The sequence below is a fragment of the Pseudomonas sp. Irchel s3h14 genome, assembly GCF_900187425.1.
In the GTDB taxonomy this organism is placed as follows: domain Bacteria; phylum Pseudomonadota; class Gammaproteobacteria; order Pseudomonadales; family Pseudomonadaceae; genus Aquipseudomonas.
The window spans coordinates 1-17,131 of the sequence record NZ_FYDJ01000038.1; the positions used below are offsets into that span (position 1 = coordinate 1).

Sequence of the window (17,131 nt, forward strand, 5' to 3'; positions counted from 1 at the left end):
CTCACCACTCAACAGGCCGAGCGTTAGCTCGCCTGCAGCTTTTGATCTTGATGCACCGCCCCATCGAGAGGCCGAGTGGAGGTTCTGCGCAGTGGGCAACCCGGCATGGATGCCGGGTTAGCCGCCCCCGGCCATGGATGGCCGATGGCGGCGGGCCCACGGAGCAGGACCGGAGCGAGGGCATGCCGAGCCAGGGCGAGGCACCGAACGAAAGGGGCAAGAGCCCTTGGTTACTTGGGGCTTTTCCAAGTGACTCGCTGTAAAAGCGAAACCAATATCCGCCGTGACCGCAGAAACGGATATGCACACTAGCCTGGGGGGTTTAAACGGCTTTCTTGATCAGTGTCAACCGCATGGCCCGACGGTCTCTGTAGTCTCAAGAGACCGACAGCCAGTGCGCTCACCCCAATGTTCGCCGTAGCGCGGGTTGCCTTGACCCAAGGCGAAAACACCATGATCTATCCGCTGATTCTGACCTTGCACCTGTTTGCCGCGCTGATCTTCATCGGCACGGTGTTCTTCGAAGTCCTGTTCCTGGAAAACATCCGCAAACAGTTACCCGCCAGGGTGATGCTGCTGGTGGAGCAGGGCATCGGCCGCCGGGCTCGCTCGCTGATGCCGTGGGTGCTGCTGGTGTTGTTCGGTGCCGGTCTGGGCATGGTCTGGTTGCGTTACTTGCCAGCCCTGGCCTCACCACTGTCCTCATCGTTCGGCACATTGCTGGCGTTGAAAATCGCAGTGGCCGTGAGCGTGCTGCTGCATTTCCTCGGCGCGATGTTTTTGTTCAAAAGCGGCCGGATGAGCCCGCGATACCTGCACTTCATCCACGGCAGCCTGTTTTGCCACATGGTCGTTATCGTGCTGCTGGCCAAGGGCATGTTTTACCTGACGTGGTAATCGGGGCTGACCGGTGGTCCGTTGTGCAGACACTTCGCTTGCGCTTGACGCAAATCAAGGAGCATTGATGGTTAAACCCGGAGACTGTAAATCCGCAGCCAGTCTCGGAGACCGTCATGCTCGATTTATTTCACAACCCAGGCGAGATCGCCCGGTGCGATCAAGGCGTGCTTGACCCTAACTGTCATGCCGACACGCAAAAATTTCATGACGGTATTGGCTCTCTGGACCTGCTCCGTGCGCTGCGCGTCAGCCGCCAGAAGTGCCGTCCGCTGTCCCTGAACGTGCAACTGCCTTCCAGCCTCAAACCGTCGTCCTGTTCCCCGCGTGATGTCGCTGGCGAGCACAGCGACATCGAGCAGTACCTCCAGCACTTGGAGCGTGAAATCGACCTCGTCGGTTGCCACCTGGGTGCGGAGCAACGGGTCGAGCAGTTTCATCTGGGGGGTGGCACTCCCGCGCCTGCCCATCTGGAGCGGCTGATGAGTCATCTGCGTGGCCGGTTCAACTTTCTCGAACATGAAGGCGGCGACTACAGCGTCGAGGTCGATCTTCACCATACCGACTGGTCAACCATGGGGTTGCTGCGTAACCAGGGATTCAATCATGTGAGCATCGGCGTTCCGGATATCGACGCCGACTGTGACAGGTCGGTGGCCTGCTACCAGAACCCGGCGCCGATCCAGTCGCTCATGGATGCCGCGCGCACCTTTGGTTTTCGATCCATCAACGTCGATCTGGGTTTTGGCCATGCCTGGCAGACGCCAGACAGTTTTGCGCTGAAGCTGGCGAGCATTATCGAGCTGGAGCCGGACCGGCTGATGGTGTTCGATTATGCCCGGCCACCACGGCGCTATCGGCCGGTGCTCGGCGACAAAGTCAGAGCGCTGTGCAGCCAGGACGATAAAGGCGCGATGCGCCAGATCTGCTTTGATCAACTGCTTGGCGCGGGTTATCACTACATCGGTCTGGGGCAGTTTGTCCGGCCTGATGATGATTTGGCAGTCGCCCAGGAGCGAGGCCGGTTGCGCCGTACCTGCGAGGGTTTCTCCCGTCACGGCTATTGCGATCATGTTGGATTTGGTCTGGGTGCAATCAGTCAGATCGACGATTTGTATACGCAAAACACCGACGAGATTGAACGCTATCAGCAACAACTGGACATGAGGCAATTGCCGACGTGTCGAGGCTGGCGCTTCGAGGCGGGGGATCAGATCCGGCAAATGGTCATGGAGCGTCTGGCCTGTGATCAGGAACTGGATATTCGCGCCATCGAGCGGCGCTACGGGCTGGTTTTTTCCAAGTATTTCTCCACCGTCTGGCCGTTGCTGGAGCAATTGAGCCGGGATGGGTTGATTGAATTGTCAGACCGTTTCATCAGCATCCTTCCCGCCGGTCGGCCGGAAGTGGATGCCATCTGCAACCTGTTTGAAAAGGATTTGGGCGGTGCAAGGCATTAACCCCATTTGCGAGTTGATCGATCATGAACACGACATTTGATTTCAATCGCGCCCTGGTCGAAAAGTACGACCGCCCGGGGCCGCGCTATACCTCTTACCCCACGGCGCCGCAGTTTCACCAGGCGTTTGCCGTTGACGACTATCAGCGTGCCGCCCGTGACAGCAATCAGGTGGCCGCGCCGAAACCGTTGTCGGTGTACATCCACATCCCGTTCTGCAAAAGCCTTTGTTACTACTGCGCCTGCAACAAAATCATTACCCAGAAAACCCATCGCGCCGTCGAGTACCTGAAGTACCTCAAGCGTGAAATCGCGATGCAGGCGGCCTTGTTCGACAACACCCGCAAACTCACTCAATTGCACCTGGGGGGCGGCACGCCGACCTATTTGACCAGCGAGCAGCTGGCGGACCTGATGGACTGCCTGCACCAGGCGTTCAACATGGATGACAGCGATGACCATGAGTTTTCCATCGAGGTCGACCCGCGCACCATCAGCACCGAGCAGATCCAGTCGCTGCGCCAGTTGGGCTTCAATCGCCTGAGTTTCGGCGTGCAGGATTTCGACCCCGACGTGCAGGCGGCGGTCAATCGCCAGCAAAGTGAAGAGCAGATTTATGCGCTGGTCGCTGCGGCGCGAGAGGCGCAATTCAAGTCGATCAGCGTCGACCTTATCTACGGTCTGCCCCTGCAAACCGTGCAGAGTTTCGACGTCACCCTGAGCAAGATCATCGCGCTGCGTCCGGACCGGATTGCCGCCTACAGCTACGCGCATCTGCCGGAGATGGTCCGCGCGCAACGGCTGATTCGCCCCGCCGACATGCCGCCACCGGAGCGCAAGCTGGAACTGCTCGAGCTGACCATCCGCCGTCTGACCGAGGCCGGTTATGTCTATATCGGCATGGACCATTTCGCCTTGCCGAATGACGAACTGGCGCTGGCCCGGGCCAATGGCACGTTGCAGCGCAACTTTCAGGGCTATTCCACCCATGCCGACTGCGATTTGATTGGCCTTGGGGTGTCGTCGATCGGCAAGGTCGGCGACAGCTACAGCCAGAGCGTCAAGGAGCTTTCGCAGTACTACGCGCGTATCGATCAAGGGTTGCTGCCGGTGCATCGCGGTTACCGCTTGAACGCCGACGATCTGCTGCGCCGCGAGGTGATCAGCGACCTGATGTGCCATGGCCGTATCGCGTTCGACAAGTATGAAGCGCGGCATGGCATTCGCTTCACCGAGTATTTTGCCGAAGCGCTAGCGCAACTGGGCGAGCATGTGCACGATGGATTGCTGCAGATTCACCGCGACGAATTGGTGCTGCTGCCACAAGGGCATTTGATGATGCGCAGTGCTGCAATGGCGTTTGACGCCTATCTGGGTGGTGAGCAAAAAGGCCAGTTTTCACGCACGGTTTGAGACCCTGGAACCTAATGCTGATCAGTTAAACCATTTCAGCCGCAACGCAAATTCTGTAGCAGCTGGCGAAGCCTGCGTTCGGCTGCGCAGCAGTCGTAAAACCTGAATGCACGGTGAGTCTGACACTCCGCGTTGGCTGATTTCACGACTGCTGCGCAGCCGAACGCAGGCTTCGCCAGCTGCTACAAGGTTTGCGTGTGACTTGGCTGATCGGCATTACCCTAGAGTCTGTCTTCCGGGGCTAATTTTTTAAGTTGATTTCAATCAAGGGCAGGGGGCGCAACGCTCCCTAACATGACCGAAAGCCCTTTTGAAATCAGCGAACCCATGACAATCCATCAGCCTTCGATACACGCCAACCTGCGCGCCTGGGGCGTCGGGCTGGTGGTTCTGCTGATGCTGATGCTCGCCACCTTCGAAGGAGCGCAGGCCAAGCAATACGGCGACATCGAGCAGCAGCGCATCGAGAAAACCTTCCCTCAGACCGATTCCGTTTCCGCCCCCGAAGGCCGGTTCAAGGTGCGCACGCTGTCCGCCGCCGGCAAGGTCATCGGTTATGTGTTCCAGAGCCTGGACGTGGTGGATATTCCGGCCTACTCGGGCAAACCGATCAACACCCAGGTGATTCTCGACACGACCGGCATGATTCAGGATGCCTATGTGCTGGAACACCACGAGCCGATTCTGCTGATTGGCATTCCTGAGGCAAAACTTCACGGTTTCAGCGCCAAATACAAAGGCGTCAAAGTCAGCCAGCGGGTCGTCGTTGGCCATTCCAGTGACCCGAACGCGGTTACCGTCGATGCGATTGCAGGGGCCACCGTCACGGCGATGGTGGTCAACGAGGTCATCATGCGCGCTGCCCACGATGTGGCCGTATCGCTCAAGCTGATCGAGGACACGGCCGGTGTGGCGCGCAAGCCTGCCACCGTGCGCCAGGACTTTTTCGAGCCCGCCACCTGGGAACAACTGACCGGCAACGGCGCCATCCGCCGTTTGAACCTGACCCGTGGGAAAGTCGACGTAGCCTTCAAGGGCACCGATGCCGAAGGCGTCGACAACGCCGCCGCCGATCAGGTTGATGAGACCTTTATCGAGCTGTACACCGCCGACCTGAATCCGCCGACCATCGGCCGCGCGCTGCTGGGCGACAATCAATATCGCTTCCTCATGCAAGACCTCAAGCCCGGCGAGCAGGCCATCGCGGTGCTGGGCCGTGGGCTGTTTTCCTATAAAGGCTCGGGGTATGTGCGCGGCGGGATCTTCGATCGGGTGCAATTACGCCAGTTCGGGAATGTCATCAGCTTTCGCGACATGGACCATCAGCGGCTCTCGGATGTGTTTGCCAAAGGTATGCCCGAGTTCACTGAGATGTCGATTTTCATCGTGCGCGAACCAGCGAAGTTTGATCCGGGATCGCCCTGGTCTCTGGAGTTATTGGTACGTCGCCAGACCGGCCCGGTCAGCGGGACGTTCAGCAGCTTCGAACTGGCCTATCAATTGCCCGAGCCCTACCTTGAGCGCCCACTGCCCAGCGCCGAAGAACTGGCCGCCCTCGAGGAAGCCAGCCGGCCAATGTGGTTGAACATCTGGTACCAGAAATCCTTCCAGATCACCGTGCTCGGGACTGCGTTGCTGCTGCTGACGGCGATCCTGTTCCTGCAGGACACCTTCACCCGCCGGCCGCATTTTCTGCACTGGCTGCGTCGCGGTTACCTGGTCTTTACCGTGGTGTTTATCGGCTGGTACGCGCTGGGGCAGTTGTCAGTGGTCAATGTCCTGACCTTCGCCCATGCGCTGTTCGATCACTTCCGCTGGGAGCTGTTTCTCACCGATCCGCTGATCTTCATGCTCTGGGTCTTCGCCGCCGCCAGCATTCTGCTGTGGGGGCGTGGCGTGTTCTGCGGCTGGCTGTGCCCGTTTGGCGCCTTGCAAGAGTTGATCAACGAGGCCGCGCGCAAGCTGAAAGTCCCCCAATACGAATTGCCCTTCGCGGTGCATGAGCGCTTGTGGGCGATCAAATACATCATTTTGCTGCTGCTGTTCGGCATCTCCCTGGAGTCGATGTCCACCGCCGAACTGTTCGCCGAGGTGGAACCGTTCAAGACCGCCATCACCCTCAGGTTCGACCGCCAGTGGTGGTTCGTGCTCTACGCGGTGGCGCTGCTGGTCATCAATATTTTCACGCGCAAAGTCTATTGCCGCTACATCTGCCCGTTGGGTGCGGCGCTGGCGATTCCGAGCAAATTTCGCCTGTTCGACTGGCTCAAACGCCGCAAGGACTGCGGCACGCCCTGCCAACTATGCGCCAAGGAATGCGAGATCCAGGCGATTCATCCCGATGGCCGGATCAATGCCAACGAGTGCCACTACTGCCTCGATTGCCAGATGACGTACCAGAACGACAACAAATGCCCGCCGCTGATCAATAAGCGCAAGAAGCGCGGCAAAGCGGCACCCGCCGCTGTGCAACTGATACCTGTCGTGGAAGTGACCGCTCTGGAATGAATCCCGCGAGCGCCTGTCCGCAGTGACCGTTTTTATCCCTTCAAGGAAAACACCTGATGAACGACACAGAATCCAAAAAAGTAGCTGAAGTGCCGGAATCGACCGGCCTCAGTCGTCGCGGCTTCCTGGGCACCAGCGCGGTGACCGGCGCGGTACTGGCTGGCGCCACGGCCCTTGGTGGCGCAGTGTTCACCCGTGAGACATGGGCGGCAGCGGCCAAGGACGCGCAACTGAAAACCCACGTCGGGCCGGGCGAGCTGGACCAGTACTACGGTTTCTGGAGCGGCGGCCATCAGGGTGAAGTGCGGATCATGGGCATTCCGTCGATGCGCGAGTTGTTGCGTGTTCCGGTGTTCAACGTCGACTCCGCCACCGGTTGGGGCCTGACCAACGAAAGCAAACGGATCATGGGCGACAGCGCGCATTTCCAGAATGGCGACTGCCACCACCCGCATTTGTCGATGACCGACGGCAAGTACGACGGCAAATACCTGTTCATCAATGACAAGGCCAACAGCCGCGTTGCGCGTATCCGTCTGGACATCATGAAGTGCGACAAGATGCTCACCGTGCCCAATGTGCAGGCGGTTCACGGGCTGCGCCTGCAAAAAGTGCCGCACACCAAGTACGTATTCGCCAACGCCGAATTCGTGATTCCGCACCCCAATGACGGCAGCACCTTCGACCTGCAAGACAAGAACAGCTACACGATGTTCAACGCCATCGATGCCGAGAAGATGGAGATGTCCTTCCAGGTCATCGTCGACGGCAACCTCGATAACACCGACGCCGACTACACCGGCAAGTATGCCGCTTCGACCTGCTACAACTCGGAGAAGGCCTACGACCTGGGCGGCATGATGCGCAACGAACGCGACTGGGTGGTGGTGTTCAACATCCCGCGCATCGAAGCGGCGATCAAGGCCGGCAAGTTCATCACCCTCGACGGCTCGAAAGTGCCGGTGGTCGACGGTCGTAAAACCGAAGGCAAGGACAGCGCGTTCACCCGTTACATCCCGGTGCCGAAGAACCCCCACGGCCTCAATACCTCGCCCGATGGAAAATACTTCATTGCCAACGGCAAGCTCTCGCCGACCTGCACCATCATTGCCATCGCCAAGCTCGACGATCTGTTCGACGACAAATTCAAGGACCCGCGCGACGTGGTGGTCGGCGAACCGGAACTGGGTCTTGGCCCGCTTCACACCACCTACGACGGCCGCGGCAATGCCTACACCACGCTGTTTATCGACAGCCAGGTGGTGAAGTGGAACGTGGAAGAAGCCATTCGCGCGTACACCGGCGAGAAGGTCAACTACATCAAGCAGAAACTCGACGTGCAGTACCAGCCGGGCCACAACCATGCCTCGCTGACTGAAACCAGTGAGGCCGACGGCCAATGGCTGATGGTCCTCAGCAAGTTTTCCAAGGACCGCTTCCTGCCGACCGGCCCGCTGCACCCGGAAAACGATCAGTTGATCGATATCTCCGGTGAAGAAATGAAACTGGTGCACGACGGCCCGGCCTTCGCCGAACCCCACGACTGCGTCATGGCCCGCCGCGACCAGATCAAGACCAAGAAAATCTGGGACCGCAACGACCCGTTTTTTGCCGAAACCGTGGTCATCGCTGCGAAGGACGGGATCAAGCTGGAGACCGACAACAAGGTCATCCGCGACGGTAACAAAGTCCGCGTCTACATGACCTCGATGGCCCCGGCCTATGGCATGCCGGAGTTCACCGTCAAACAGGGCAACGAGGTCACGGTGACCATCACCAACATCGACCAGATTGAAGACGTGACCCACGGCTTCGTGATGACCAACCATGGCGTCAGCATGGAGATCAGCCCGCAGCAGACGGCATCGATCACCTTCATCGCCGACAAGGCTGGCCTGCATTGGTACTACTGCAGCTGGTTCTGCCATGCGCTGCACATGGAAATGGTCGGCCGCATGAAGGTCGAGAAGGCCTGACCGTTGCCCATCGACAGGAGCGAAGCAATGACTGATAGCAAGGGAAACCCGGTGAAGGTCATTGCGCTTGCGCTCCTGCTGATGTCCGGCAGCGCGCTGGCGGTGCAACCCATCACCACATTGCCGTTGCAGGTGGACGCCGATCAACGCTGGCACCTGCCGGCGGGGGAATACCGTGGCTCGTTCAGCGTCGATCAATCGATGCAGATTGTCTGCGAGCCCGGCGCGGTGTTTCTGGGCGAGGGGCAGGGCAACGGTTTGATCATCAGTGCGCCGGATGTCGGCATCGAGGGCTGCACCTTTCTGGACTGGGGGCACGACCTCACCGCCATGAATGCGGCGGTGTTCATCCAGCCCAAGGCCCATGGCGCGGTGATCAAAGGCAATCGCCTGCAGGGTAAGGGCTTCGGTATCTGGGTCGATGGCACTCCGGATGTGAGCCTGATCGACAACCGCATTCAGGGCGATCCGACGATGCGCTCGCAAGATCGCGGCAACGGCATTCATCTGTATGCGGTGCATGGCGCCAAGGTCATTGGCAATCAGGTGCGCGACACTCGCGATGGCATCTACATCGACACCTCCAACGGCAACCTGCTGCAGGGCAATACCCTGGAAGACCTGCGCTACGGCGTGCATTACATGTTCGCCAACGATAACCAGCTGATCGGCAACACCACCCGACGCACCCGCACCGGCTACGCCCTGATGCAAAGCCGCAAGCTCATGGTGATCGGCAATCGCTCCGAACAGGATCAGAACTACGGGATCCTGATGAACTACATCACCTATTCAACCTTGCGTGACAACTTCGTCACTGACGTGCGCGACGGCTCGACCGGCGACAGCATGATCAGCGGCGCCGAGGGCAAGGCGTTGTTCATCTACAACTCGCTGTTCAACAGCATCGAACACAACCACTTCGAGCACAGCGCCGTGGGTATTCATCTCACCGCCGGCTCGGAAGATAACCGCATCGCCGACAACGCTTTTGTCGGCAACCAGCGACAGGTCAAGTACGTCGCCACCCGCTTGCAGGAATGGTCGGCGGATGGCCGGGGCAATTACTGGAGCGATTACCTGGGCTGGGACCGCAACAACGATGGCCTCGGCGATATCGCCTACGAACCCAATGACAACGTCGACCGTCTGCTGTGGCTGTACCCGCAGGTGCGCCTGCTGATGAACAGCCCCGGCATCGAGTTGCTGCGCTGGGTGCAACGGGCCTTTCCGGTGATGAAATCGCCGGGGGTGCTGGACAGCCATCCGCTGATGAAGTCATCCACTCAAACCCTGACCCAGGAGCCCAACGCATGAACGTCATCGACCTACAAGGCGTGAGCCAGCGTTATGGGCACGCCACCGTGTTGCATCAGCTCAACCTCAGCCTGGCGGAAGGTGAAGTGCTGGGTTTGTTCGGGCACAACGGCGCGGGCAAGACCACCAGCATGAAACTGGTGCTTGGCCTGCTCCAGCCCAGCGAAGGGCAGGTCAGGGTGTTCGGCCGTTTGCCCAGCGATCCGCATGTGCGGCGCCTGCTCGGTTATCTGCCGGAAAACGTGACGTTTTACCCGCAACTGAGCGGTCTTGAGACCTTGCGCCATTTCGCGCGACTCAAAGGTGCTGCGTTCGCCCAGGTGGACGCACTGCTGGAGGAAGTCGGCCTGGGCGGTGCGGCGCATCGGCGGGTCAAGACCTACTCCAAAGGCATGCGTCAACGCCTGGGGCTGGCGCAAGCGCTGCTCGGCGAGCCGCGTTTGTTGTTGCTCGACGAACCGACGGTCGGCCTCGATCCCATCGCGACCCAGGACCTTTATCGGTTGCTTGATCGCCTGCGCAGCCAGGGTACCAGCATCATTCTCTGCTCCCACGTGTTGCCGGGCGTCGAGGCGCACATCAACCGCGCAGCGATTCTGACCCAGGGCCGTCTGCTGGCTCTCGGCAGTCTGCGCAGCTTGCGTGAGGAAGCCGGGTTGCCGACGCTGATTCGCGCCAACGGCCTGAAGCACGCCGGACCCTTGCAGCAACGCTGGAACAACGCCGGGCACATCACTGAACGCTGGGGCGTCGAAGGGCTTGAAGTGGCCGCGCTCAATGGCAGCAAGCTCGGGCTGTTGCGCCAACTGCTCAATGAAGACGAACCGGCCGACGTGGAAATCCATCAGCCGTCTCTGGAAGATATTTACCGCTACTACATGAGCCGGGCCGGTGCGGCGCCGATCGGGGAGGCCGTATGAACGCTGTCTGGAACATGGCCCGCAAGGAATTCAGCGACGGTTTGCGCAATCGCTGGTTGTTGGCGATCAGTGTGTTGTTCGCGGTGCTCGCCATCGGCATCGCCTGGCTGGGCGCCGCAGCTTCCGGGCAATTGGGTTTCACCTCAGTGCCGGCCACCATCGCCAGCCTCGCCAGTCTGGCGACGTTTTTGATGCCGTTGATTGCGTTGCTGTTGGCCTATGACGCCATCGTCGGCGAAGACGAGAGCGGCACGTTGCTGTTGTTGCTGACGTACCCCTTGGGTCGCGGGCAGATTCTGCTGGGCAAGTTTGTCGGTCACGGGCTGATCCTGGCGCTGGCGACACTGATCGGTTTCGGCTGCGCCATGCTGGCCATCGCGGTGCTGGTGGACGATGTCGAACTGAGCCTGTTGCTCTGGGCCTTTGGCCGGTTCATGGCGTCGTCGACGTTGCTGGGCTGGGGGTTTCTGGGGCTGGCCTATGTGCTGAGCAGTGTGTCCGCCGAGAAATCCACGGCGGCCGGGCTGGCGCTGGGTGTCTGGTTTTTCTTCGTGCTGGTGTTCGATCTCGCGCTGCTGGCGCTGTTGGTGCTCAGCGAAGGGCAATTCAACCCCAAAGTCCTGCCCTGGTTGCTGCTGCTCAATCCCGCTGACATCTATCGCCTGATCAACCTCTCCGGTTTTGAGCCCGGCGCCAGTACCGCGGGTGTGCTGACGCTGGGCAGCGATTTGCCGATGCCGGGCTCGATGCTCTGGCTGTGCCTGTCGCTGTGGGTGGCGGTTCCGTTGGGCTCAGCCTGGCTGTTGTTTCGTCGCCGGGCGACATGAATTTTCACTTTGATAGTTTTGGAGCAGTTGACGATGAGTACGTTTTACCTGACGACGATGCGCGCGGTGGCGGGCCTGATGTTGTGCCTGTTGCTTACGGCTTGTGACAACCCGGCGCAAGCCACTTACAGCGACACCGCCGCAGTCTTTCATCCCAGTGATGAATGCCATGTCTGCGGGATGATCATCAACGGATTTCCCGGGCCCAAGGGCGAAGTGGTCGAGCGGGCCGGGGTCAAGAAGTTCTGCTCCACGGCGGAAATGATCGGTTGGTGGTTGCAGCCGGAAAATCATCATGGCGATGCAAAACTGTATGTCCACGACATGGGCCACAGTCCTTGGAACGCGCCGGATGACGCCCAACTGATCGATGCCAAAGACGCGTTCTACGTGGTCGGTACCCAACTCAAAGGCGCCATGGGCGTGGTGCTGGCGTCGTTCTCCAGTCGGCAGGCTGCTGAAAAGCTTGCCGCTGAACAGGGCGGTCGCTTGCTGCGGTTCAGCGAGATCACTCCGGCGCTGCTGCAGCAACACTAACGCCGTTGAAAAAGCCTGATCGCCGTCAAGTCGTTTTTTCTTCTCCTGTTCAAAGATAGGGCTCGCTATGTTCCCAGTGCTGGCATCCGCGATGCCCAGGAGAAAATGATGAAAACCGAGTTTCAGGATCGTTTGGCGGTGGTCACGGGTGCCAGCTCCGGGATTGGCCTGGCACTGTGCGCCGCGCTGTTACCGCGCGGTGTCAAGGTGCTGGCGATGTCACGGACCCTCGGTGAATTGCCGGCGTTGCAGCAGATCTACGGCGAGCGTTTGCAGTGGTTTGCCGGGGACGTTACGAGTCAGCAAGACCTGCGCGAGTTAGCCGAGCGCGCGGCGGCGATTGGTCCCGTGGACTATCTGGTGCCCAATGCGGGGATCGCCGAAATGGCTGATAGCCTGGATATGCAGGCTTTTCAGCGCCAGTGGGCGGTTAATGGTGCCGGGGCGTTGAATACGCTGGCGGCGTTGCGGGGGGAGTTGGCGAACCCGGCTTCGGTGGTGTTTGTCGGGAGTTTCCTGACCGGTTCGAGTTTTCCGGGGTTGGCTGCGTGCATTGCCAGCAAGGCTGCGCTCGCGGCTCAGGCGCGGACGTTGGCGGTGGAGTTTGCTAGCTTTGATGTGCGCATTAATCTGGTCTCTCCGGGGCCGACTGCGACGTCGATGTGGGACAACCTGGGGTTGAGCGAGGGGGAGCTTGGCGATGTTGCTGACACCCTTGGTAAACGTCTGTTGCCGGGTCATTTTCTTGATGCGGCGGCGGTGGCCAATGTGATTGTTTTTCAGCTGTCGCAGGGGGCTCGGGGTGTTTATGGTCAGGACTGGAAGGTTGATAACGGTTACACCTTGGGCTGAAGGGTAAATATTTACGTTCGGCGTACATATCCGTTTCTGCGGTAGCGGCTGCTATTGGTTCCGCTTTTACAGCGGGTCACTTGGAAAAGCGCCAAGTAACCAAACGCTCGTGCCCCTGACGTACGGTGCCTCGCCTAGGCTCGGCATGCCCTCGCTCCGGTCCTGCTCCGTGGGCCCGCCGCCATCGGCCATCCATGGCCGGGGGCGGCTACCGCGGCATCCTTGCCGCGGTGCCCACTGCGCAGAACCTGCGCTCGGCCTTCCGACGGGGCAGATCAAGATCAACAGCCAAAGCAAGATCAACAGCCAAAGCAAGATCAACAGCATTCAGCGCTCACCCATTGATCGTTCCCACGCTCCGCGTGGGAATGCCGCCAGGGACGCTCCGCGTTCCGCTGTCGACGCAAGACTTGAGTCCTGCGCACTGGTGACGCGGATCGTCACGGGATGCATTCCTTTGCTGCGCGTGGGAACGATCAACGGTTACACCTTGAGCTGAAGCCACTACACAATCTGTAGCAGCTGCCGAAGGCTGCGTTAGGCTCGGGCCGCGATCGGACGCAGCAGTCGTAAATCCTGCATCCTCGGTAAACCTGACACACCGCAGCGTCTGATTTTGCGACTGCTTCGCAGCCGAACGCAGCCTTCGGCAGCTGCTACAGGGATGTGCGTGACGGCAGGAGGCCTAGTGCGAAGTCCCCTCGGCAAACTCAATCTTGTTCCCCACGTTGTACTTGCCCGAAGGCTTGTTCATCGGCAGGCGTTTGATCTCCTTGAGAGAGTTGCTGTCGTAAACAATCAGCGCACCGTCGGTGGCCCAAATGCTCAACAGCAGGAAACGGCCATCCCGAGTGAACTCAACATGAGCGGCAGTTTTCCCGGGCATCGGGCGAAAGGTGTGGGCGATCTCCAGGGTCTGTTTGTCAATCAGGTGGATCGCATCGTTGTCCGGCCCAAAGAACACATCGCTCCAGGCATACCGTGAATTGACATGACTGCGCATGAAAAACCCGGGCCCCAGGGTCGGGATTTCCTTGATCAGTTTCCAGGTCTTGAAGTCGATGACCGAGATCAGCCCCTTGCTGATATTCGGCGTGGCGAACACCCACTCACCGTTGCGTTTCCAATAGGTCCCCGAGCCCAAATGCGGCATGCCCGGCAGCGGGATGTCGGTGACCACCTTGCCGCTGTCGAGGTCGATCACCTGACCGCCCTGGGCCTTGCGCGATGTGGCCAGCAGCTGTTTGTAGTCCGGTGAAAAGGAGAAATCGTCGAGAACATCCCCGGCAGGGATCCGTCGTGGTTCGAAATCCGGTGTGCCGGCCCAGGACAGTTCCCAGACTTCCTTCACGTCCTTGAGCGCCACGATGAAACTGTCGCGCGGCGGGGCGGAGTAGACCGCGCTGACCCTTGACGCGGTACCGTCCTGACCGATCGTGGGAATGGTTTTGACCAGCGACAGATCGCGGGCATCGAGCACCACCACGTTGCCGGGCAAGTAGTTGCCCACCAGCACCCAGCGTCCATCCTTGCTCACCGCCAGGTTGCGGGTGTTGAGACCGGCGCGAACCTCGGCGATCAGTTTCAGGTTGTGCAGGTCATACAGACTGATCCAGCCGTCACGGGAGGCGAAGTAGACGAAGCGCCCGTCCGGCGAGAACTTCGGCCCGCCATGCACGGCGAAGTGCGAAGCAAACCGCGCCAGCACCTCAAAGCGGTCACCGTCGAGGATGTCGATGTGATGGTCGCCGGCCTCCACCACCACGAACAGGTTAAGCGGATCGGCGCCGTGCTGGGGCTTGGTGGGCAGCTTGCTGAGGTCTGCGAGCATCGAGTGACTGCCGAGAATGTCGTCATTGCTCCAGGTGGGCGGAGTGGCGGGCGGTTGCTGAAGGTAATCCACCAGTGCGTCGATCTGCGCGGGGCTGAACACGTTGGCATAGCCGGCCATCTGGCTCGCGGGGCGGCCGTTCTGGATCACGCTGCGGATTTCATCGGGTTTGATCCGGCTGAGACTCTCCGGCAACAACGCCGGCCCCGCACCACCGAGACGGTTGATTCCGTGACAGCTCTGGCAATGCTGCTGATAGTTTTCCGCGGCGTGTTCCAGTGCCGGAACCGCTGCGCCGGCATGCGCCGCACTGACCCATAACAAGGGGGCAAGGATCAGACGCCTCATATCGCCACCTTGGCATGGCGTTGCAGCGCTTTAGCCGGGTAAAGCCGCGCCGGGTATTCCAGTTGTTCTGCTGCAAACAGATCGACCACGGTGCCGATCACCGTCAGCGTCGGAATGCCCGGTGGACAATCCAGCGCCAGGGTTGGCAATTGGTGCAACTTGCCTCGGGCGACATGCTGGTCGGGACGCGTGCCGTTGCTGATCAGCGCCGCCGGTGTATCGGCTGACAGCCCGGCTTCGATCAAGCGTTGAGCGATGATCCCGAGGTTCGACAATCCCATGTAAAACACCAAGGTCTGGCTACTGTCGGCAAGGCTGCTCCAGGGTAGCGACAACTCGCCATCGCGTTGCAAATGGCCGGTGATGAACCGGCAGGAATTGACCAGGTCGCGGTGGGTCAACGGTATGCCCGCGTAGGCGCTGCAGCCGGAAGCGGCGGTGATGCCCGGGACCACCTGGCAGTCGATGCCGCGTTGCAGCAGGTACTCCAGCTCTTCGGCGCCCCGACCAAAAATGAACGGGTCGCCGCCCTTGAGCCGGACCACGCGCTGCCCTTGATCGGCGAGGTCGGCGAGCAGTTCGTTGATCTGTTCCTGGGGCAGGCTGTGGCAGCCGCTGGCCTTGCCGACGTAGTGGCGGGCGCAGGTCAGGGGAATCAAGCTCAGCAGTTCGGAGCTGATCAGTCGGTCATAGACCACGGCGTCGGCCTGCATCAACAGGCTCCAGGCGCGCAGGGTCAGCAGGCGTGGATCGCCGGGGCCGGCGCCGACCAGGGCAACTTCGCCCGGCCGGAACGGGGACTCAAGTGTGGCCGGTATAGCAATCGATGGAGGCATGGGACGTCCTTGGTGCTTCATCAGGTTGACCGGCCCCAGCCTTTGTCAGGTGGTTGGCCGGACGGGCTATTCAGTGGGTGATGCAAGGGATGTTTACTGACGGCGGAATTCCGATTTCGTCATCGCTGAGGTGGCAACCGGGGTCCTGGCCCCACAAGTCACCCTCGGCCCAGGCGCGGGTTCGGGTGTTGCCATTGCAGATGGGCAACCAGCGGCATTGCGCGCAACGGCCACCGACGGCTCGGGGATGTTCACGCAGACGCGATAGCAGGGCATCCGGCTGATCCAGCCACAACGTGCGGAACGGCGTGCGCCGGACATTGCCCACCGAGTGCTGCCACCAGTAGGTGTCCGGGTGTACTTCGCCGGTGTTGTCGATGTTGGCAATGCCGCTGCCCGATGCGTTGCCGCCCCAGGCGCGGAGCATTTTTTCCAGGCGTGGGTAATGCTCAGGCAGACGAAGGCCTGCCCATTGCAGCAGGAGAATGGCGTCGGCATCGTTGTTGCCGCTGACAAAATCGCTGTCGCGGCCCTGTTGGATGTCTGCCCAGGCGCGCTCGAAGATCAACGTCATGGCCTCGCGGCTCATCTGCTGGTGCGCATCGAGTTTGCGACTGCGTTTGCCGCGACCGCTGTAGTTGAGGTGCGACAGATAAAACTTTTGCACGTCGTACTCGCGCATCAGCGCCAGCAGTTGGGGCAACTGTGGGTGGTTCTGCTGGGTCAGGGTGGTGCGCAGTCCGACGCGAATGCTCTGTTCGCGACAGAGCCGGATCGCCTGCATGGAACGGGCAAAGCTGCCCTTGAGTTGGCGGAAGGCGTCATGGGTGGCTTCCAGACCATCGATGCTGATCCCGACGTAGTCGAAATTCGCCGCACTGATCTGCGCGATGTTGTGCACATCGATCAGCGTGCCGTTGGTGGACAAGGCCACAAAGAAACCCTTGGTCCGGGCGTAGGCGCTGAGCACAAACAGATCCTCGCGCAACAGCGGCTCGCCACCGGAAAGAATCAACACCTTGACGCCGGCATCGTGCAGATCGTCAATCACGGTCAGCGCGGCGGCCGTATCCAGTTCGTCGCGAAAGACACTGTCGGCCGAGGTGGCGTAGCAATGTTTGCAGGTCAGGTTGCAGCGCCTGAGCAGGTTCCAGATCACCACCGGCGCCCGATTGCTGCCCGGTGGACTGGTTCTGGGTGCAGGCGCCTGGCCGGCCAGCGCACGCAGGTATTGGCTGATCCTCAACATGCAACTCTCCTTGAGTCAGGGTGTGTTCAGCGCGAAGCGGGCGGCAAACGTAAGCCTAATGCCCGTAGCAGCTGTCGAGCTTGCGAGGCTGCGTTCGGCTGCGCAGCAGTCGTAAAACCTGTGTGCGAGGTTTATCTGAAACACCGCACTGCCTGATTTCA

General features: G+C 60.3%; 13 protein-coding genes. 10 read left to right on the plus strand and 3 right to left on the minus strand.

The window, feature by feature from the left end:
- Positions 1-453: 453 nt before the first annotated feature.
- The 10 genes from CKW16_RS31025 to CKW16_RS31070 all read left to right on the plus strand — a co-directional run bounded on the left by CKW16_RS31025 (position 454) and on the right by CKW16_RS31070 (position 12,706).
- Positions 454-897 carry a CopD family copper resistance protein gene (locus tag CKW16_RS31025; RefSeq protein ID WP_095133510.1) on the plus strand — a complete coding sequence of 148 codons (444 nt, stop codon included), beginning with the start codon at positions 454-456 and terminating at the stop codon, positions 895-897.
- 116 nt (positions 898-1,013) lie between these two features.
- Entirely contained in the window at positions 1,014-2,357 is a 1,344-nt protein-coding gene (locus CKW16_RS31030) for a hypothetical protein (protein WP_095133460.1), read from the plus strand.
- Positions 2,358-2,380: 23 nt separating this feature from the next.
- Complete coding sequence (gene hemN, locus CKW16_RS31035) at positions 2,381-3,769, plus strand: oxygen-independent coproporphyrinogen III oxidase (RefSeq protein ID WP_095133462.1); 1,389 nt, start codon at positions 2,381-2,383, stop codon at positions 3,767-3,769.
- 294 nt (positions 3,770-4,063) lie between these two features.
- Positions 4,064-6,277 carry a transcriptional regulator NosR gene (nosR, locus tag CKW16_RS31040; RefSeq protein ID WP_095133464.1) on the plus strand — a complete coding sequence of 738 codons (2,214 nt, stop codon included), beginning with the start codon at positions 4,064-4,066 and terminating at the stop codon, positions 6,275-6,277.
- Between the two features lie 53 nt (positions 6,278-6,330).
- Positions 6,331-8,253, plus strand: a complete 1,923-nt coding sequence (nosZ, locus tag CKW16_RS31045) for a TAT-dependent nitrous-oxide reductase (RefSeq protein ID WP_371918064.1) — start codon at positions 6,331-6,333, stop codon at positions 8,251-8,253.
- Between the two features lie 27 nt (positions 8,254-8,280).
- Entirely contained in the window at positions 8,281-9,570 is a 1,290-nt protein-coding gene (locus CKW16_RS31050) for a nitrous oxide reductase family maturation protein NosD (RefSeq protein ID WP_095133468.1), read from the plus strand.
- Entirely contained in the window at positions 9,567-10,490 is a 924-nt protein-coding gene (locus CKW16_RS31055; protein WP_095133470.1) for an ABC transporter ATP-binding protein, read from the plus strand. The genes CKW16_RS31050 and CKW16_RS31055 overlap by 4 nt, the downstream gene beginning before the upstream one ends.
- On the plus strand, positions 10,487-11,317 hold the full coding sequence (locus tag CKW16_RS31060; protein WP_033062172.1) for an ABC transporter permease: 831 nt from the start codon (positions 10,487-10,489) through the stop codon (positions 11,315-11,317). Before CKW16_RS31055 ends, CKW16_RS31060 begins: the two co-directional genes overlap by 4 nt.
- A gap of 33 nt (positions 11,318-11,350) precedes the next feature.
- Positions 11,351-11,854 (plus strand): nitrous oxide reductase accessory protein NosL, encoded by a 504-nt coding sequence (locus CKW16_RS31065; protein ID WP_095133472.1) that lies wholly within the window; start codon positions 11,351-11,353, stop codon positions 11,852-11,854.
- A gap of 108 nt (positions 11,855-11,962) precedes the next feature.
- Complete coding sequence (locus tag CKW16_RS31070) at positions 11,963-12,706, plus strand: SDR family NAD(P)-dependent oxidoreductase (RefSeq protein WP_095133474.1); 744 nt, start codon at positions 11,963-11,965, stop codon at positions 12,704-12,706.
- Between the two features lie 685 nt (positions 12,707-13,391).
- On the opposite strand, the gene CKW16_RS31080 is transcribed toward CKW16_RS31070, so the two are convergent.
- The 3 genes from CKW16_RS31080 to nirJ all read right to left on the minus strand — a co-directional run bounded on the left by CKW16_RS31080 (position 13,392) and on the right by nirJ (position 16,970).
- On the minus strand, positions 13,392-14,885 hold the full coding sequence (locus CKW16_RS31080; protein ID WP_095133478.1) for a nitrite reductase: 1,494 nt from the start codon (positions 14,883-14,885) through the stop codon (positions 13,392-13,394).
- Entirely contained in the window at positions 14,882-15,721 is an 840-nt protein-coding gene (cobA, locus tag CKW16_RS31085; RefSeq protein ID WP_095133480.1) for a uroporphyrinogen-III C-methyltransferase, read from the minus strand. The genes CKW16_RS31080 and cobA overlap by 4 nt, the downstream gene beginning before the upstream one ends.
- Positions 15,722-15,791: 70 nt before the next feature.
- Positions 15,792-16,970: a heme d1 biosynthesis radical SAM protein NirJ gene (gene nirJ / locus CKW16_RS31090; protein ID WP_095133482.1), complete on the minus strand. Its 1,179-nt coding sequence runs from the start codon at positions 16,968-16,970 to the stop codon at positions 15,792-15,794.
- Positions 16,971-17,131 lie beyond the last annotated feature (161 nt).